The organism is Algoriphagus zhangzhouensis (assembly GCF_900148515.1).
Classification (GTDB): Bacteria; Bacteroidota; Bacteroidia; order Cytophagales; family Cyclobacteriaceae; genus Algoriphagus; species Algoriphagus zhangzhouensis.
On record NZ_FRXN01000007.1, the window covers coordinates 33895 to 52526 of the forward strand.

Annotated in this window: 15 protein-coding genes; 4 read left to right on the top strand and 11 right to left on the bottom strand. The window is 39.2% G+C overall.

The genetic code is table 11. From position 1 onward, the window contains the following. Entirely contained in the window at positions 1–3171 is a 3171-nt protein-coding gene (locus tag BUF13_RS19565; RefSeq protein ID WP_073573525.1) for a SusC/RagA family TonB-linked outer membrane protein, read from the bottom strand. Between the two features lie 430 nt (positions 3172–3601). On the opposite strand from BUF13_RS19565, the gene BUF13_RS19570 reads away from it, so the two are divergent. Beyond that, positions 3602–4015 carry a nucleotidyltransferase substrate binding protein gene (locus tag BUF13_RS19570; protein WP_073573526.1) on the top strand — a complete coding sequence of 138 codons (414 nt, stop codon included), beginning with the start codon at positions 3602–3604 and terminating at the stop codon, positions 4013–4015. A gap of 6 nt (positions 4016–4021) precedes the next feature. On the opposite strand, the gene dnaA is transcribed toward BUF13_RS19570, so the two are convergent. Next, on the bottom strand, positions 4022–5446 hold the full coding sequence (gene dnaA / locus BUF13_RS19575; protein ID WP_073573527.1) for a chromosomal replication initiator protein DnaA: 1425 nt from the start codon (positions 5444–5446) through the stop codon (positions 4022–4024). Positions 5447–5786: 340 nt separating this feature from the next. Here dnaA and BUF13_RS19580 point away from each other — a divergent pair, with 340 nt between their 5' ends. The 3 genes from BUF13_RS19580 to BUF13_RS19590 all read left to right on the top strand — a co-directional run bounded on the left by BUF13_RS19580 (position 5787) and on the right by BUF13_RS19590 (position 11263). Beyond that, a complete protein-coding gene (locus BUF13_RS19580) occupies positions 5787–7187 on the top strand; it encodes a methylmalonyl-CoA mutase family protein (protein ID WP_134204602.1) in 1401 nt (466 codons plus the stop codon). Next, positions 7184–9304 (top strand): methylmalonyl-CoA mutase, encoded by a 2121-nt coding sequence (gene scpA / locus BUF13_RS19585; protein WP_073573529.1) that lies wholly within the window; start codon positions 7184–7186, stop codon positions 9302–9304. Before BUF13_RS19580 ends, scpA begins: the two co-directional genes overlap by 4 nt. Before the next feature lie 75 nt (positions 9305–9379). Continuing rightward, a complete protein-coding gene (locus tag BUF13_RS19590; protein WP_073573530.1) occupies positions 9380–11263 on the top strand; it encodes a DUF389 domain-containing protein in 1884 nt (627 codons plus the stop codon). Here the strand turns inward: BUF13_RS19590 and BUF13_RS19595 are convergent, their stop codons facing one another. The 9 genes from BUF13_RS19595 to BUF13_RS19635 all read right to left on the bottom strand — a co-directional run bounded on the left by BUF13_RS19595 (position 11264) and on the right by BUF13_RS19635 (position 18590). Next, the gene (locus BUF13_RS19595) at positions 11264–11566 is read right to left on the bottom strand and encodes an AtuA-related protein (RefSeq protein WP_073573531.1); all 303 of its coding nucleotides are present in this window, start codon (positions 11564–11566) and stop codon (positions 11264–11266) included. Next, positions 11563–12885 (bottom strand): acyclic terpene utilization AtuA family protein, encoded by a 1323-nt coding sequence (locus BUF13_RS19600; protein WP_073573532.1) that lies wholly within the window; start codon positions 12883–12885, stop codon positions 11563–11565. The genes BUF13_RS19595 and BUF13_RS19600 overlap by 4 nt, the downstream gene beginning before the upstream one ends. 1 nt (position 12886) lies before the next feature. Then, on the bottom strand, positions 12887–14173 hold the full coding sequence (locus BUF13_RS19605) for a CitMHS family transporter (RefSeq protein WP_073573533.1): 1287 nt from the start codon (positions 14171–14173) through the stop codon (positions 12887–12889). A gap of 3 nt (positions 14174–14176) precedes the next feature. Further along, the gene (locus tag BUF13_RS19610) at positions 14177–15712 is read right to left on the bottom strand and encodes a carboxylesterase/lipase family protein (protein ID WP_083586531.1); all 1536 of its coding nucleotides are present in this window, start codon (positions 15710–15712) and stop codon (positions 14177–14179) included. Between the two features lie 63 nt (positions 15713–15775). Continuing rightward, on the bottom strand, positions 15776–16156 hold the full coding sequence (locus BUF13_RS19615; RefSeq protein ID WP_073573534.1) for a hypothetical protein: 381 nt from the start codon (positions 16154–16156) through the stop codon (positions 15776–15778). A 64-nt stretch (positions 16157–16220) separates the two neighbouring features. Then, a complete protein-coding gene (locus BUF13_RS19620; RefSeq protein WP_073573535.1) occupies positions 16221–16664 on the bottom strand; it encodes a nuclear transport factor 2 family protein in 444 nt (147 codons plus the stop codon). Between the two features lie 81 nt (positions 16665–16745). Further along, on the bottom strand, positions 16746–17069 hold the full coding sequence (locus BUF13_RS19625; protein WP_073573536.1) for a 2Fe-2S iron-sulfur cluster-binding protein: 324 nt from the start codon (positions 17067–17069) through the stop codon (positions 16746–16748). Positions 17070–17084: 15 nt separating this feature from the next. Then, entirely contained in the window at positions 17085–18089 is a 1005-nt protein-coding gene (locus BUF13_RS19630) for an NAD(P)/FAD-dependent oxidoreductase (RefSeq protein ID WP_073573537.1), read from the bottom strand. A gap of 51 nt (positions 18090–18140) precedes the next feature. Continuing rightward, positions 18141–18590 (bottom strand): MarR family winged helix-turn-helix transcriptional regulator, encoded by a 450-nt coding sequence (locus BUF13_RS19635; RefSeq protein ID WP_073573538.1) that lies wholly within the window; start codon positions 18588–18590, stop codon positions 18141–18143. Between the last annotated feature and the right edge of the window lie 42 nt (positions 18591–18632).

Consider the following 18632-nt stretch of genomic DNA (forward strand, 5'->3'; position numbering starts at 1 on the left):
TTAGAATCCTAGACGAATGTCAAAACCTATAGAACGAGTAGCTGGTAACTGACCACTATCTACCCAAGAACCATTGTTTCTTGAGTTTCTAGTATCACCTGATACTTGAGATGGATCAAATCCAGGAACGTTGGTTTTGATCAACCAAGGGTTGTTTGCAACAACTGCAACTGCAGCAGATCTAAACAACTTAGTTCTCTGAAGAAGAGACTGTGGCAAGTTATAGCCGAATCTCACTTCACGAAGTTTTACATAACTAGCGTCATAAACCCACTGCTCATGAAGTGCAAATAGGGACTTCCAGTAAGTGTCAGCTTCTAGGTAAATGTCGTTTTCAGTTCCGTCAGCATAAACACCTTCGAATCTCAAACCACCACCATCTGCAACTGGATCTCTCATAGGAACACCTTTATCGTTGTTTCCAACAGTCATAGTTCCAAGACCAGAATATGCATTAAACATGTTAGAGATTGAGTTTACTTTACCTCCGATTTGCCAATCGATAGTGAAGCTCAATTCGAAATCTTTGTAAGTGAATCTGTTGAAGATACCACCAGTGTAATCAGGAAGGATAGTTCCCAATACTTGGTTTTGCTCAGTCATTGGATAACCATCTTCGTCGATCAAGATGTTTCCAGCTTCATCTCTTTGATATTTTTCACCAATGATTGTACCCCAATCTTCACCAACTTTTGCTCTTGCAGAGATAGAACCCCATCCACCGCCTACACGGTTACCTAAGAATCCGTTCACCAATTGGATCGCGTCGATACCTGGATAGATTTCTTCGATTACGTTTCTACTTCTTGCGAAGTTGAAATTCAAATCCCAGTTGAAGTTAGCAGTCTGAACTGGTGTACCACCGATGGTAGCATCCCAACCTTTAGTGAAGGTTTTACCTGCGTTGATAGTGTATGAAGAGATACCAGTAGTGCTTGGTACTTCAGTAGCCAAGATCTCATTGGTATTATCATAGTAGTAATAAGAGAACTCAGTTCTGATTCTTCCTTGCAAGAATGCCAATTCGAAACCCGCTTCCAATGCACCAGTAGTAGCAGCTCTCAAGTTAGGGTCAATAAGAGAGTTAGGATAAGTCATAGTTGGGTTTCCATTGTAAGGAGTTCCCAAAGAATATGCAGGATCCAACTGATAAGGACTCAATTCACCACCTACTTCAGCATAACCTGCACGGATTTTACCAAATGACAAGATTCTGTTGTTTGGCATCAACTCGGAGAAGATGAAGGAAGTAGAGATTGCAGGGTAAGTAAACGCATTACTTGCAGTTGGCAATACTGAATCATAATCACGACGGATGGAACCATCTACGAAAACGATCTCTTTGTAACCGAAACTAGCCTGAGCAAAGATTGAATTTACTTGTCTTTTGCTAGTGTAGTTAGAAGTATTTGGTCTGTTGATAGAAGCTGAGATGTTGTACAAATCAGGAACAGAAAGACCACCAGCAGTAGACATGCTGTTAGAGCTATAGTTGTTGTGACGGATGTTACCACCCACCAAAGCAGAAACAGAGAATTTCTCAGTCACTTTGCTGTACTGTGCCAAGAACTCATAATTGTCCTCAGTGCTTTGATATTTGCTTTGGCTATAACCATCTAGACCCAAAGTTCCAGAAGCAGTTCTTCCATCAGCAAAGTTGGAAGTAAAGTATCTACTGATGTTAGCAGAAACAGAAAGACCATCGATGATTTCGTAAGTCAAACCGAATTTACCACTATAAGTATCTTTAGTGCTTTCAGAGAAATTAGCATACTGCTCAGTGTATGGGTTATTCCAATACAAAGGAGTAGAGTTTCTAGGAGAATTAATGTTCCAAGAAGTATATCTTCCATCAGGCATTCTGTAGTACTTCTCTAACAAGCTCATATCCAATTGTCTTTGGAACCACTGGTTGAAGTTTTGTCCTACAGATCCTTGATAACCTTCAGTCAAGTTACCGAATACATTGGTTCTGTTATAGTTAGCCAAAGTATTCAATTTCAAATTCTTAGCAAGATCAACGCTTGCGTTCAAGTTCAAGAAAGTCTTGTCTTGCTTAGTATTAGGAAGAACACCAGTTCTATTCACGTTAGTCATGGTAGCAGTTATATTGTAACCTTCACCAGCTTTACTAACAGACAATGAGTTTTGAACACCAACACCAGTGTTGAAGAAATCCTTCACATTGTTAGGATTTGGAGACCAAGCTCTAGTTTGGCCATAAGTATCAGTACCTGGAGTGAAAGCATCCCACTGAGCTACTTGAGAACCATCCAATCTTGGACCCCAGCTCTCATCTGCATAGAATTCAGGAATTTTAGCACCATCTAATCCAGCTAATGCAGGATCATCTTTAGATGCGTCATATGAGAATGTCTGCCACTCTTGAGAGTACCCACCACCATATTGGTTTTGGTACTTAGGCATAACAGATACATTTTCGAAAGTGGTAGTGTTATTGAAATCAATATTCAATCTTCCACCTTTAGCTTTCTTCATGGTGATCAAGATAACACCATCACGAGCACGAGAACCATACAATGCAGATGCGTTAGCACCTTTCAATACGTTGATAGATTCTACGTTATCCATGTTGATAGTAGAAGGATCAGAAGTAGGGATACCATCTACTACATAAAGAGGAGCGTTTGAGCCAAATCCTCTTACACCACGAATACGGACAGCCGCTTCACCAAACTTAGCTCCTGAACCAGAGATAACCTGAACACCCGCTACTTTACCAGCAAGAGCTTCGTTCAAGTTGGTTTCACGAGCAACACGTAGGTTCTCAGCACCTACTTCCTGAGTTGCATAACCCAAGGTCTTTTTCTCACGCTCTACGTTCAAGGCCGTTACAACCACTTCGTTTAGCTGAGTAACATCTTCAGACAACTCTACATTAATAGTAGATTGATTTCCGATTGTAATTTCTTGTGATTGTAATCCAATAAAGGAAAATACAAGAACTCCACCAGTACTTGGTACTGTCAAGCGGTAGTTACCATCAATGTCAGTAACTACTCCAATTTGGGTTCCTTTCAAAATCACACTTGCACCAGGTATGCCCATTCCATCTTCGGCGGAGGTAACCACACCGGAGATACTTTTGTCTTGAGCCCATACCATGCCAGTAAGCATGATCATGAAAGAAAATAGTAAAACTTTCTTCATAAAGGTTAATTTTTAGTTTGGTGCGAAGTTGGTAAAATATCAGGGAGATGTCTCGAAACTGTACATTTAAAGTAAGATAAGTTTCAAATGCGGACACAATCCAAATATCAACGGTCAATATGATACATGAACGGAATGTTAAAAAATTATAAATTATTTGTAAATCTGATTAAAAAAATATAAATAAAACTTTATGAACAAAAAATATAATTATATTGATTGAAATACGTTCATTTTAGATAATTATATATTATTTTTTTAATATTAATAGAACAATATCAATTCCTGTATTTATCCTTAATTATACAAATAAAAAAATGAATTACATCTTTTATTTTGCCTAAAATGAATTTACCAACATAAAATTCTATAATTTCATTATATTGAATAAATACAACTGGAAATTCATCGAAAAGAATAGTTTTAAATAATGAAATCACTCCCACAATCCTGTACACAGTGTTTTGAAGAATTTAAGACCGCATTAGAAGATTTGCGGGTTTATACTCAAAGTTCAAAATCTCACCCTTTGACGGACAATCAAACTAGGGAATTAATTATCAATTTTGAGGTAGCTCATGAACTTGCGCTCAAAGTCATAACTAAGTATTTCGAAAAAGAAAAGAAAGGCCCGTTTTCAGGATCGCGAGATGCAACGGTCGAAGCTTTCCATGCCGATCTAATAGATGATGGAAAAGGGTGGTTAGATATGATAATAGACAGAATACAATATAACCCTGTATACCCTATTAATACTCAAAAAGAGTTTATTAATAATATAATAAATAAGTATATAAGATTATTAAATAGATTTGAAGATAAGATGGAAAAGGAATTATATTAATATATATTAATACGATCTCATCTTAAATTTCTTCTTCAATTCATTCACAGAGTTTCTAAAAGTACTGTCGGTTTCTATTAAGTCATTAACCGTAGTAACAGCGTGAATCACAGTGGAGTGGTCTCTTCCACCGAAATGGTACCCAATCGATTTTAGAGAATGATTAGTAAATTCTTTTGAAAAATACATGGCTACTTGTCTTGCCACCACTATTTCTTTCTTCCTGGTTTTGGCCTTCAAGTCATCTTGGTTGATCCCGTAATATTCTGATACGGCCTTCTGGATAAATTCAATCCCGACTTCAGTCTCAATATCCTTGATGATGTTTTTCATCACGGTTTTTGCAAGCTGAAGACTGATCTCAACACGGTTCAATGAAGCATGTGCAATCAAAGAAATAAGAATACCTTCCAGTTCTCTAACATTCGTATCGACCGTATAGGCCAAGTATTCAACTACATCATCAGGAATAAAAATCCCTTCGGATTGCATCTTTCTTCTGATGATAGCTACCCTCGTTTCAAAATCTGGCATCTGCAAATCTGCAGTCAAGCCCCATTTGAATCTCGAAAGCAATCGCTCCTCTAGTCCCTTCAGATCTCTTGGAGGACAATCTGAAGTCATGATGATCTGCTTTTTGCTTTGATGAAGATGATTGAAAATATGGAAGAACATTTCCTGTGTCCGATCCTTTCCAGCCAAAAACTGGATATCATCAATTATCAACACATCTACCTGCATATAAAAATTCGTGAAACTCTTCACATTTCCATCCTTGATGGAATCCATGAATTGATTCACAAACTTTTCTGAAGAGACATAAAGGACAAACTTGTCCTCCGGCCCATTCTTGATTTCATTCCCTATCGCCTGAACTAAGTGAGTCTTACCTAAGCCAACCCCTCCATAAACCATCAATGGATTGAAAGAAGTTATCCCTGGCTTGGTAGCTACAGCAAAGCCAGCAGATCGTGCCAAACGATTGCAATCCCCTTCTATATAGGTATTGAAGGTATAGTTTGGATTCAAATTACTTTTCGTCAAAGCTTCAGCACCCAAAGACTCCATTTCAAATGGAGTTGTCTTTTGCTCTTGTACAGGCTGAGAAGAAGTCTTTTTGTTTCCGTGATTTCCTTGTGGATAAGAAACCGCAATCGGACTATTAGATGAATTTCCTCTATCTACCACCACCGCATATTCCAAACGACCACTTTGACCAAGGGTAGTTTTGATCGCAAGCTTTAATTCTTGGATATAATTATCCTCCAGCCATTCGTAGAAAAATTGACTAGGTACTTGAATGGTCAGACTGGTCCCATCCAATTTCACTGGGTTTATGGGCTTAAACCAAGTAGAAAAGCTCTGCTCACTGACGTGTTGCTCAATAACACGTAAACATTCATTCCAAACTGCGCTAGCTTCTGAACTCATTAGAGAAGTTTTCTGAAAAACAATGACCCGGACGGATTAGTACAAGGGTGTCAAATTTGGACAAAATTCAGTTAAATAAAAAATCGATTTCACCTTGAAAAAGTGAAAAATTAAGCAGGATTGAAAAGTTTTAAATTTTTCTTCCTGATTAGAATCTCTTCTTTAAAATCTTTAGTAAACAAAGTCCTAATCTTCCGAATAATTCACCCCTCACCTTCATTTAAAACAGAACTTTATTCAAAAGTTTCAATTTCCAAAAAGGTAGCGGTTTGAATTTCAATTCTTTATTTTTAGAAAATATTCAGTTCATTCATGATACTGAAACTTGACTACCCAAAATATGACTGAAAAAGACTTTTATCCATTCAAAACCACCTCGAAGATTGATTGGAAATCCCAAATTGAAAAGGACCTAAAAGGCAAGGACTTCAACCAAACGTTGGTAAAAACCATTTGGAATGAAATACAACAACAGCCCTTCTATACCTCAGAAGATTTAAAAGAAAAGCCAATTCAAAACCGGTTTTCTCCACCTGCAGAAATCCCAGGTTTACCTCCTAGAACATGGTCTACCTCAGTTTCGATTAGTCCATCCAACGACAAAACTGAAAACAAAGAAATCTTAGCCGCTCTTGAAAATGGAGCGGATGCAATAGTTATGGAATTAGATCGTGACCCAAATTGGAGCGAATTGCTCAAGGATGTATTGCTGCCTTATATACATATATATCTCAAACCTCTTCAAAATGCAGGAGTGATCTTTCTTTCTTTCTCAAAGTTCATTCAGCAAATAGACCTTAATCAATCAGATCTTCATGGAGGATTTTTGTGGTCTCCAACAGGTGACCTTTTGGAAACGAATGGAGATTTTGAAAAGAAAATCGCACTTACTCAGCAAGTGATCTCAGACTGGAAGGAATACCCTTCTTTCTATCCTATTTGTGTGGATTTTTCAACATATAGAAACAGCGGAGGAACAGGAATTCAAGAACTCACCTTTGGCTTTGGGGAAATCATAGAAATTGTCTCTTCTCTAACTGATTTAGGAATTGAAGCAAAAACCTGTTTTGAAAACATGATGATACACTCCTCTGTTGCAGAAGAGTTTTTCCCTGAAATCGCCAAGTTGAAATCACTTCGAAACTTATTCTCATCGGTCGCTAATCAATTTGATGCGAAGATTTCAGCAGAGAACATCCATCTTATTTGCTCTACTTCTACATGGAGCCACTCGTTTCTTGATAAAAACTCAAACCTGATTCGTCAAACTTATGAAGCCATGGCAAGTGTTCTTGGTGGCTCGAATTCAATCTGGGTTATTCCTACTGTAGGTGAAAATTCAAATACACTGGAAAAAAGGATTGCTAAAAATGTTTCTTTAATACTAAAAGAAGAATCTTACCTAGACAAGGTGGTAGACCCAAGTTCCGGATCCTATTACTTAGGGAGCTTGGAATCTGAAATTTGTGGTATAGTCCAGTCAAATATTGTAAACCTAGAATCAAAAGGTGGTTGGTTGATGTCTTTCCAAACAAGAGAACTTCAAACATCAATCAGAGAGACAAGAGTCCTGATTCAAAACCAAATATTGAATGAGACCCTAGTCAAAGTTGGAGCTAATAAATACCAGCCTTCCAAAAAATTAGAAAACAACATAGAGTTTCTGGATTTCCAGGAAGAAGAATTCCAATTAAGCCCAACAAGAGCTAGCTATTTACTTGAAAAATCCCTTGCCCAATGAGACCTGATTTTAAAAATTGGAAAAACCACAATTCTGAAAAGGCAAATCAATTCTCTCAACATTGGGATTCACCTGAGCAAATACAAATCCCTGATTCATTCAATGAACAGGAAATCCTGAAGCTGCCTCATCTACATTTTGCAGCCGGAATACCTCCATATTTAAGAGGACCTTACAGCACGATGTATGCAATTAGACCTTGGACCATTCGCCAATATGCAGGTTTTTCAACCGCAGAAGAGTCTAATGCTTTTTATAGAAGAAACTTAGCTGCTGGTCAAAAAGGACTATCCGTTGCATTTGATCTAGCAACACACAGGGGATATGATTCGGATCATCCCCGCGTAGTAGGTGATGTTGGAAAAGCAGGAGTTGCCATCGATACAGTTGAGGACATGAAGGTCCTTTTTGATCAAATTCCTTTGGATCAGATGTCCGTTTCCATGACTATGAATGGAGCAGTAATTCCTGTAATGGCGTTCTTCATTGTTGCTGCTGAGGAACAAGGGGTAAAGACGGAACAATTGAGTGGAACTATCCAGAATGACATCTTAAAGGAATTCATGGTTCGGAATACGTATATCTATCCTCCACAGCCATCCATGAAAATCATTGCGGATATTTTTGAATATACATCCAAGTATATGCCCAAATTCAACTCAATTTCCATTTCTGGATATCACATGCAGGAAGCTGGAGCAACGGCAGATTTGGAATTGGCTTACACCTTGGCGGATGGATTGGAATATCTCAGAACAGGAATAAAAGCGGGATTGGACATAGACGATTTTGCACCGAGACTATCTTTCTTTTGGGCAATTGGCATGAACTATTTCATGGAAATAGCCAAACTGAGAGCGGGAAGACTTCTGTGGGCTAAAATCGTCAAGCAGTTTAATCCAAAAAATGAAAAATCACTGGCATTAAGAACGCATAGCCAGACTTCCGGTTGGTCATTGACCGAGCAAGACCCATTTAATAATGTCACGAGAACGGCTATCGAAGCTATGGCTGCTGCAATGGGTGGAACTCAATCCCTACACACGAATTCCTTGGATGAAGCCATTGCTTTACCAACAGACTTTTCCGCTAGAATCGCTAGAAATACCCAGCTAATTCTTCAAAATGAAACTGGAATTACGGACGTTGTCGATCCCTGGGGAGGTTCCTATTATGTAGAATATTTGACAGACCAATTGGTTGAAAGAGCTTGGACATTGATTGAGGAAGTTGAACAAATGGGAGGAATGGCCAAAGCCAATGAAGCAGGACTTCCTAAGCTTAGAATCGAAGAAGCAGCCGCAAAAAAACAAGCTAGAATTGATAGTGGAAAAGATATAATCGTCGGAGTCAATAGATATCAAATCGATGAGGAATCGGACATTGAGCTTTTGGAAGTGGATAATGATTCGGTAAGGAAATCTCAAATCGAACGAATCAATGATGTTAAATCAAAAAGGAATTCCAAAGAGGTGGAACAATCTTTAGAAAGGATTACCGAATGTGCAAAATCGGGCGAAGGCAACCTGTTGGAACTCGCGGTGGATGCCGCAAGAAAAAGGGCTACCTTAGGAGAGATTTCTTTAGCTATGGAAAAGGCATACGGAAGACATCAAGCCCAGACAAAATCTATCACTGGAGTTTATGCAGCAGAAGTGAAAAATCAGGACTCATTCAAAAAAGCTATACAACTTTCCGATCAATTTGAGGAAATGGAAGGAAGAAGACCACGCATCATGGTTGCCAAAATGGGGCAAGATGGACATGATAGAGGTGCAAAAGTAATTGCAACAGGCTTTGCAGATTTGGGTTTTGATGTGGATATCGGCCCACTATTCCAAACCCCAGAGGAAGTTGCTATGCAGGCCATTGAAAATGACGTTCATTTGGTAGGCGCTTCTTCTTTGGCAGCAGGACATAAAACACTGGTTCCACAATTGATCGATGAACTGAAGAAATTGGGAAGACCAGACATCATGGTGGTTGCAGGCGGAGTCATTCCCCCCAAAGATTACCAGTTCCTCTATGACAAAGGAGTAGCTGCTGTATTTGGTCCAGGAACAGTCCTTTCGGAGGCTGCCATAGAGATTTTAGAAAAACTCCTCAAGGAAGAATAATCACAAAAAACACCCGATTTGACCCGAGTGTTTTCTATTTTAGTATTCAACTAATTCATTTTTTCATTTCGGAATATGAATAATTACTCCCTTATTTTCGATCCAAATCTTGATAAAGAAGAAAGAGATTCATTCTTCGAAAAATTGGATCCAGCACCAAACAAAAAGATTTCATTTTCTGAACTCTCCCTTTCAGATTTCACTGAAGATAACAATCTATTACTTTGGCTAAATGATGAACAAGGGAAAGATCTAATAGAAAAACTTGGAGAAAACTCACCTGGCATTCATTTCCTTCCACATCCTGAATTAACCTTACTGGCTAGATCTTTTGGAGTTCCCAATTCTAAAGAGGCCGCCTTCAATGCCTTCAAAGAACAGGGAAAGACTCCTGCTTACGATTTACTATCTATCAATGATCAGCTTTGTCTCAATTCTTTGGTAATCGGCGATTCTCTTTCGGTTCTCTATGACTCCATCCAAAAAGGATTTTTTAAAAATATTGCTGATCGATTTTCGAGATTCAAAAAACTATTTCAGAAAGTAAAGCTTCACAATTACAAAATCACCTACGGAGAAGGCGAAAGTTCCAAGACTTTGGAAATTGCAGCATTGGGTATTTTGGCAGTTTCCCATTGTGAAAGCAATCTCATTTTCAAAAGAGTGATCAAAGATTCAGGACTCAATGAAGGCTTGATGCATGTGATTATTTTGGCACCTAAAAGTCTATTTTCTATCATTCAATTTGGGATGCAAAATCTTTTCTTTCCAGTGAAAGGAAGTGCGATTCCCGAATTCTTGAGCTACATCTCAACAAAAAATCTAAAAATTGAAAGCGAGAAAGAGTTTGAATATGCGATTGACGGAAATGAAGAAAAATCGAATCAGTTAGAACTTGAAATTCGACCTGAAAAAGTAAAAATTCAAACCTATTTCGAATCCACCAAGGAGAGTGAGTCTCAAAAGAAAGAACTAAATCTGAAAGCTCTTCCCACTGGAAAACTAAGAGAAGAATTGACTAGAGGATACCTTCCTTGGGTAAGGCATGCTACCACGGATGAGTTTAAAGAGCTTTTTATACTTCTGAAAAAAAACGCCCAGACTTCATCAAATTATTTGGTGCTTATGGCGCTGTCAACATTGATAGCGTCCTTTGGACTATTCGCCAACTCCACTCCTGTTGTGATCGGAGCAATGATTCTCGCACCATTAATGGCTCCTATCATTTCTCTTGCAATGGGAGCTTTGAGACAGGATCAATTATTGGTCAAGAATAGCCTGATTACCATTTTCTGGGGTGTACTTATAGGTTTGTTTTTTGCCAGCATGATTACTCTAATTACACCTTTGCATTCGATGAATTCGGAAATTCAATCCCGGATAAGGCCCAATTTATTGGACTTGGGAATAGCCATAGTTTCGGGAGTAGCTGGAGCATTTGCATACTCTAAGGAAGAAATCGCCAAAACGCTAGCGGGTGTAGCCATCTCTGTTGCTTTGGTTCCTCCATTGGCGGTAGCAGGAATCGGCTTGGGATGGGGAGAATGGAACGTGTTTTGGGGAGCTTTTTTGTTATTGGGAACCAACTTGGCGGGGATAGTAATGGCAGCTTCTTTGACTTTCCTACTATTAGGTTTCAGCCCTTTTCAATTGGCAAAAAAGGGATTATTGATCAGTGTGGGAATCCTTGTTCTTGTTACCGCTCCTTTGATTTTTAGCTTTAGAAACATGGTATTAGAAAACCAATTGATTCAAGAGTTAAGCGGAAAGGAAATCCCCCATGGTTTAATGAGAGACGTAAAAGTCATCGGCCTAAACCCCGTTCGACTTTCAGTGACCATTCTTTCCAAAAAACAATTGGATGAAAGCGATTTTGAAGAAATCAAAAAAGAAATCGAGGATGTAATCAAGCAGCCAGCTGAATTGGAATTAACACTAGGTGTTGAGATTTTCGATTGATCAGATTTCCATTTCTAGCAAGGCATAACTCAAGCTTTTCCCATGGGCATCCAAAGACAAGGATGTTGTCACTCCTCCTGCCAAAGCATCTGTACAGGTAAATTGCATAGCTTTCAAATCAGGCAAAACATATCTCGTAACAGTGCCCTTGACCTGATTTTTTAAATGCTCCTTAACAGACTCTGCGGTTACTTTGTTAACAAGCATTTCAAAGTCTGAGGGATCAAACGGAATCAAGGAAAGCACTAAAATATTTCCTTTGTCACCTGCTCTGCTATGTGCTATTTCTGCTAACTTTTTCATGTGGAAAATAATTGAATACCTGGTTTAACTTGATCCCTTTCTAACAGAGTTGAAATGACTCCAACTACTTGTTCTACATATTTTCTTGCCCCTCCACCACCTGCTGGCCCGTTGGTATACAAAGCTTCTACTTCTTCCCCAATTTCCTGTGCCAATGGTAGAGAATCACACATTCCAGTAACCCGAAGTCGGACTTCATATGGTTGGGAATTTTGAGCCAGTTCAGCAGGATGCAATGAATTCATCCCAATCAAATCAATCTTGAGATTTTCTATTTTATCCTTCAATCTCAAACTCATGATTTCAGCTGCCAACTCACCTCTCTCTACTGCATGAGCTCCCGCATAAGAGATTTCGCCAGTACCTCGAAAACCTGCTTCATATCCAACACTCACCTTGTAAGTTTCCGGTTTTGAACTACCTCCTCCCCCTTTTATTTGAATCTGATTTTTTGATATCTCTTCGATTTTAACCGTTGAAAAATCAGCAATCACATCCGGAGTGTAATAATGAAAAGGATCCAACACTTCATATAAAAGCTGCTCTTTGGCTGTTTGAACTGTGATAGCTCCTCCAGTACCTTCTACTTTTGAAATGAAACCTTGTCCATCTGAAAAAATGTCCACAAAAGGATGTCCCAAAATATCCATGTCAGGAATAGGTTTACTGATCGGATCCGCAAAATAACCGCCAGTTATTTGCCCAGCACATTCCAATAAATGCCCCAAGACAGTTCCTTTTCCCATTTTTTCAAAATCATCGACTTCCCACCCAAACTCATGAATCATTGGAGCCAAAAACAAAGAAGGATCTGCCACCCTTCCTGTTAATATGATATCAGCATCTGAAGCGAGAGCAGGCAAAATTGCTTCCACACCCAAATAGGCATTAGCAGAAACTAATTTTCCATAGGAATCAATCGGCCTTTCATTTTCTATCGAGATTTCTTTTCCTGTAAAAAAAGAAAATACATCATCCCCGATGACTGCAGCAACTTTGACATCCAACCCTTGCTCTTTTGCTAATTCAATGATCTTTTTTGCCCCTGCAATGGGATTGGCTGCTCCCATATTTGTCACCAAACGTGTCTTATTTTTCACCAAAAGAGGCAATAATCCTGAAATTCTTTTTTCCAAAAGAACATCATATCCTAAATCGGGATTTTGAAGTTTACGCTTTTGCGCCAAAGCAATTGTTCTTTCTGCCAGACATTCTAATACGAGGTAATCTAAATTCCCTTTTTCGGTCAAAATCAAAGCAGGTTCAATTCTGTCCCCAGAAAACCCCGCTCCACAACCAATTCTAATTTTTTCTCTCATATCACACGCTAATCACACCAATCAAAACAGAAACAAAAAGCATCACCAAGGTCACCAAAAAAGCCAAAGGAATGGTCTTTTTCTGATGGTCACCCAAATCCACTCCTGCCAATCCAATCAGCAAATAAGTGGATCCCGTCAAAGGGCTTACTGGGAAACCAGTGGTCATCTGACCCAAAATAGCCGCTTGACCTACCTCTATTCCACTAACTTGAAATGTCTCAGCGGTAGAAGCTAAAAGTGGTAAAATCCCAAAGTAGAAGGAATCCGGATCAAAGACCAAACTGGACGGCATTGCCAGAATCCCAGTCAATAAAGGTAATTGCCTACCCAGAAATTCAGGAAGGACAGTTTGGATTCCCGAAGCCATTGCATCCATCATCCCACTTCCTTTTAAAATCCCAGTAAAGCATCCTGCAGCAAATAAAATACTCGCCATCAACAAGGCCTCTTTCGCATGGGCATCCACTCTTTCTTTTTGGTCTGAAACTTTTGGAAAATTAATCAGTAGGGCTAATCCAAAGGCTATCATAAAAACCACATAAGGAGGCGCCCAAGCCATGACGATTGTTAGAATCGCAAACAAAATCAGGGCAATATTTACCCAAAACCTCCATAAAGGAAGCTTTATGGCTGGCTCAATTTTCCCTTCCAAATTCTTACTTAATTCTACAAAAGGAATGGTATTTCTTTCTCTTTTCCCTAGGTAAAATGCGATTCCAAAGACTGTTGCTAATCCCACCAAAAATGGGATCAACAATGGATTAAATAGCTCCGTTACTGAAATGTCCAAAGCAGAAGCAGCCCGAATAGTCGGTCCGCCCCAAGGCAATACATTCATCGTACCGGCAGACAGAGCAACAATACTTGCCAGTGTCAGCCGATTCATGCCAATCGCATCATAAATATGCAGCAAGGCAGGAATCACCACCAAGAAAGTGACTGCTCCAGAACCATCCAGATGAACCATCATTGCTAGGATGGCTGTAGCCAAAGCAATTTTTACAGGATCATTTCCTGCAAGTTTCAAAAGCCGAGAAATTATTGGCTGAAATGTCCCAGCATCCATCAGAACTCCGAAAAATAAAATCGCAAAAACAAACATGACTCCAGTTGGAGCTATACTAACCAAACCACTGGAAATCATGGAAGGCAACTCCTGAAATTTCCCGGCAATAATCCCCGCCAAAACCGGGACCAGAATCAAAGCAACTACTGCCGAAGTCTTTTTTGAAATAATCAAAAAAAGGAGAAGTCCGATGGTCAATACACCTAATAACCCGAGCATATTTTATTGAATTGTACTCTCTAAAAATCTTATCTGAGCGCTATGAGGCAAAGGAATAGATTTCACTTCCGTTCCCAATTCCATAACCAAAGGGTCCTCGGGATTAAAGACTGGCCATTCGGGCATACCTTCTCCATTCGGATCCCCTGTTTTCACAAAATTCACCCAGTAAGTCGACATTTTTTCCTCCAAATCATAGTCAATCTTTTCAAAAGATCTATTCCAATAATGGAGAGTGTGGAATGCGTATGAAAATTCTGCGGAGTGAAAAGCCCCATAATTAGGCTCTCCAGGTGGAATCCGAGTGAAATAATACAAATACGCTGGTTGGCTTCCGTATAAGCTTTGGAGCTTTGCCCAAGAATAATTTTGCATTCCAAAATTCAATTCAGAAATCACACCTTGGCTCTCTGCCAACTGCACTTCATCTTTTGCGGGAAAGAGCTCTAAAAATTCACCCGCTCTTCCACCATATTGCTTCACCGCATTTTTTTCAAACTCTTCCATAGAAACCGGAGGGCCTAAACTCACATTGTCATCTGCATTCCAGCCAGTCAAAAGAGGGACATCAGAAGAATTTTTACTTATAATCGCCTCTTTCACAGAAGGAATTACCACGCCATCCACTACAGGAAAAAACCAACCTTGAATTTTCATCAAGCTGTCTGCAGGGATTTTTCTCATTTTCTCAATTGAAGTCAAACCGCTATCAGACAGTAATTGTGCATATCGTTCTTCAGAGCTTTTCAATCCTCCCACTAATCCAGAGCCTCGATTGACCATCGCTCCACTTTCAGCAATTGCCTTATTGAAATACCCTTTAGCAAGGGGAGAAACTACCAAGGCATTGATACTAAATGCACCAGCGGACTGGCCTGCAATTGTTACATTATCAGGATCTCCCCCAAATGCAGCAATGTTTTCATTGACCCATTTTAAAGCTGCTATCTGATCCAAAATTCCATAATTTCCCGAAATTCCATCAGGATTTTCAGCGCTTAATTCAGGATGAGCCAAAAAGCCGAAAATCCCCAATCGATAATTAATAGTAACTACGATGATCCCCTTTTTAGCCAAAGCTTCACCATCATACAAAGGAACTGTGCCTGAGCCTGCACTAAATCCACCCCCATGTACCCAAACCATTACGGGAAGTTTTTCACTTTCATCTTTAGCAGGAGTCCAAACATTCAGGTATAAACCATCTTCAGAAATCGGTTCTTTAGGAATCAGAAATTCTTCTGACCAAGCAAAAAACGGAACAGGAGCACCTTGCATCAAGGATGCAGGATTTTCTTTAGTCTCCAAAACTCCCTCCCAAGGAATCACCGGTTGAGGTGCTTTCCATCTCAACTCACCTAATGGAGGAGCTGCAAATGGAATTCCTTTGAATATTTTGATGGAATCTTTTGCCGAGAAAAATCCTGATATCCTCCCACCAGTAACAGAGACATCATCAATATTTATTGAATAATCTGGCTTCTTTTCAGAACAGGCGAAAGCAAAAAAAAGGATAAAATAGGCTAAATGGGTTTTCATAGGATATGGAATATCCTTTCAATAAAACCAAAAAAAAGATTGTTTCAAAACGAAACAATAAGCTTAATCATACTGAAAAACAGGTTTCCCACCTTCACATACCACAGTGCTAGGAGGACTTACATACATGCAGTCGGAAAACCTTTCATTTTTTTCATTATCCTCCGCTTGAAGCTTGTTGTAAGTCTTCACTTTTTCCAAAAACTTAGCCTCATCAATCGAAGAAGAATAAGCGATATATTCCCAAGGTCCACCGCAAGGCTTACTTCCCAATGCTACAAACTTCCATTCTGAGGAATTAGTACAGGATTTTGATTCGGATAGCTCTTGGATTTCTCCATAGAGAATTTCTAGTTCTTCCAAAGTGTAATCTTTGGAATCAGACTCAAAAATCTGGCAGGAAGAAACTGCCAAAAGCAAAAATAAAATGTAAATGTATCTCATAAGAATAGTCTAAAAACTACTCTCAATACGTTGGTGACAACTAATTTGATACAAGTTTAGAAAATTAATTTCCGGGATTCATATTTCTGATTGCCGAGATTTTCCAGGTCTTTTTGGATAAAACAACCACAAAACTACTCCAGAGCTTTCTTTGATCACCATTCGGTACTGAAATCAAATAGCGACAATCCACAACCGCTATTTCATCGGATAAAAATTTGATTTTCTCTACTTCCAATGAACGTTCGCCAGGGTTGGAAGTGGAGCTTGCCATCATTCCCTCAATTGCCTCATTGATACCATTTCTCCATTCCCCATTCGAAACCAATTGATCGACATTTTCAGTAAGGATAGATTTCAAAAGTTCATAATCTTTCGCTTCTCTCGCTTTTGAATAAGCATGAATCAACTGATTGATCTTCAATGAACTTTCTTTTTGCACATCAGATATTTGAGCAAAAACAAAGGCAGGAAGAAAAAATAAGAGCGAGAGAAATAAAGCTTTCATACAGAAATTGTTTAACTGATTAGCCTCAAAATAAAAAAAACCACCCTTTTGAGGTGGTTTTCAACTATAAATCTTTTCGCCTTAGACGACGTCTTCTCCTCTTAGCTTCACTACTGCTCCTTCCAAAATATCCCCGATTCGGATTTGGCAGGCCAATCTTGAAGTTGGATAGTATTCTGGAAGATTTTCCAATTGGTCCAATTCTACATCAGTAGCTTCTCCCAATTCGTCTTTTCCTTCCAAAATCTCCACATGGCAGGTAGCACAAAGTGCCATTCCTCCACAAGTTGCCAATACTGGATATTCTGAAGCCTTCAAAATCTCCATTAGGCTGAAGCCCATGTCATCAGGAGCTTCTATTTCTTGACGGTTACCGTCGTGATCTTCTACAGTGAAATTTACCATGATTCAAAAATAGAATTAAAATGTATTTACACCATTAACAGTCGTGTATTTGAAACTCAATTTCTGATCTGGATACACATATTTAAAGGCAGAATGCATCATGATGGCTGCCTCATGGAATCCACAAAGGATCAATTTCAATTTTCCTTCATAGGTATTGATATCACCAATCGCGTAGATTCTTTCCACTCCGGTAGAGTAATCACGAGTATCTACTTCTATGGCATTCTTGTCAATAGAAAGACCCCAGTCAGCAATTGGCCCCAATTTCGGACTCAAACCGAATAGTGGAATCAAATAATCCGCGTCGATTTTGATTTCAGTCTTGGCTTTGTCGTGAAGAGTTACGGAGTTCAACACTCCATTACCTCCAACTTCTTTCAAGTTGGCAGAAAGAATCAAATCGATTTTTCCTTCACTAGCCAAATCAAAAACTTTCGCAGCTGAATCTGGTGCTCCTCTGAAAGTCTCATTTCTGTGAACCAAAGTAACCTTCTCAGCAACTTTTGAAAGGTAGATAGTCCAATCCAAAGCAGAGTCACCTCCACCTGCTAAGACCACTTTTTTACCTCTGAAAGTCTCAGGATTTTTCACCATGTAAGTGATTCCTTTTCCTTCAAAAGTTTCCAGATTATCCAAAACTGGCTTTCTAGGTTCGAAACATCCCAAACCACCTGCAATCACGATTACTTTGGCATGCACATGAGTCTTATCGCTTGTAGTCACAATGTAAGATCCATCTTCTTGCTTGTCTAGATGATCAACTCTTTCACCCAATGTAAAAGTAGGTTTGAAAGGTTTGATTTGCTCCATCAAGTTATCAACCAAATCTTGAGCCTTAACTTCTGGATATCCTGGAATATCATAGATTGGCTTTTGAGGATAAATCTCTGAAAGCTGTCCACCTACTTGAGGCAAAGCATCAATCAAATGGCAGCGCATCTTAAGCAAACCTGCTTCAAAAACTGCAAATAAGCCCACCGGGCCTGCTCCAATGATACATAAATCAGTGTGAATCATATCGAAGTTCTTTATGGGAAATCCCTGGATTTTCTATGTTAAATTTTATTCTTATTCTTCTATTTCTTGTCCATCCAAGTTTTGGTAGATGGTATTCAAAATCCGCTTAAACTCATCGAAATCTGTCTGATTCAGATTTTCCCAAGCCTTTTCTCGAATTTCTAAAATCTGAGGCCGAAGAGCAGCGACTTTCGACACTCCCGAATCCGTCAAGTGCAATTGAAAGCTTCTCCTATCCTGAGGATGCGGAACTCGCTCCACATACCCCTTTTTGCTCAATAGGTCAATGATTCGAGTCAAAGTAGGATGATCCTTGAAAACCAATCCAGCTAACTCAGTCTGACTCATCGGACCATTTTCTGAAAGGTTTTTCATCACCAACCATTGATCTACCGTCACATCAAAATCCCCTAACTTGAACTGTTGCTGGGCATATTGCTTGACTTTTCTTGCAGTGCGGTCCAGCAGGAAGGAATATTTTGCGAATTGCTCTTGTGTCATACAAATAATTAGTGTGACAAATATATGAAAAAAGTGATTCAA

Bases quoted from the DNA above. Each gene is read 5' to 3' on its own strand.
- BUF13_RS19565 (WP_073573525.1), bottom strand. From the start codon at position 3,171: ATGAAGAAAGTTTTACTATTTTCTTTCATGATCATGCTTACTGGCATG.
- BUF13_RS19570 (WP_073573526.1), top strand. From the start codon at position 3,602: ATGAAATCACTCCCACAATCCTGTACACAGTGTTTTGAAGAATTTAAG.
- dnaA (WP_073573527.1), bottom strand. From the start codon at position 5,446: ATGAGTTCAGAAGCTAGCGCAGTTTGGAATGAATGTTTACGTGTTATT.
- BUF13_RS19580 (WP_134204602.1), top strand. From the start codon at position 5,787: ATGACTGAAAAAGACTTTTATCCATTCAAAACCACCTCGAAGATTGAT.
- scpA (WP_073573529.1), top strand. From the start codon at position 7,184: ATGAGACCTGATTTTAAAAATTGGAAAAACCACAATTCTGAAAAGGCA.
- BUF13_RS19590 (WP_073573530.1), top strand. From the start codon at position 9,380: ATGAATAATTACTCCCTTATTTTCGATCCAAATCTTGATAAAGAAGAA.
- BUF13_RS19595 (WP_073573531.1), bottom strand. From the start codon at position 11,566: ATGAAAAAGTTAGCAGAAATAGCACATAGCAGAGCAGGTGACAAAGGA.
- BUF13_RS19600 (WP_073573532.1), bottom strand. From the start codon at position 12,885: ATGAGAGAAAAAATTAGAATTGGTTGTGGAGCGGGGTTTTCTGGGGAC.
- BUF13_RS19605 (WP_073573533.1), bottom strand. From the start codon at position 14,173: ATGCTCGGGTTATTAGGTGTATTGACCATCGGACTTCTCCTTTTTTTG.
- BUF13_RS19610 (WP_083586531.1), bottom strand. From the start codon at position 15,712: ATGAAAACCCATTTAGCCTATTTTATCCTTTTTTTTGCTTTCGCCTGT.
- BUF13_RS19615 (WP_073573534.1), bottom strand. From the start codon at position 16,156: ATGAGATACATTTACATTTTATTTTTGCTTTTGGCAGTTTCTTCCTGC.
- BUF13_RS19620 (WP_073573535.1), bottom strand. From the start codon at position 16,664: ATGAAAGCTTTATTTCTCTCGCTCTTATTTTTTCTTCCTGCCTTTGTT.
- BUF13_RS19625 (WP_073573536.1), bottom strand. From the start codon at position 17,069: ATGGTAAATTTCACTGTAGAAGATCACGACGGTAACCGTCAAGAAATA.
- BUF13_RS19630 (WP_073573537.1), bottom strand. From the start codon at position 18,089: ATGATTCACACTGATTTATGTATCATTGGAGCAGGCCCGGTGGGCTTA.
- BUF13_RS19635 (WP_073573538.1), bottom strand. From the start codon at position 18,590: ATGACACAAGAGCAATTCGCAAAATATTCCTTCCTGCTGGACCGCACT.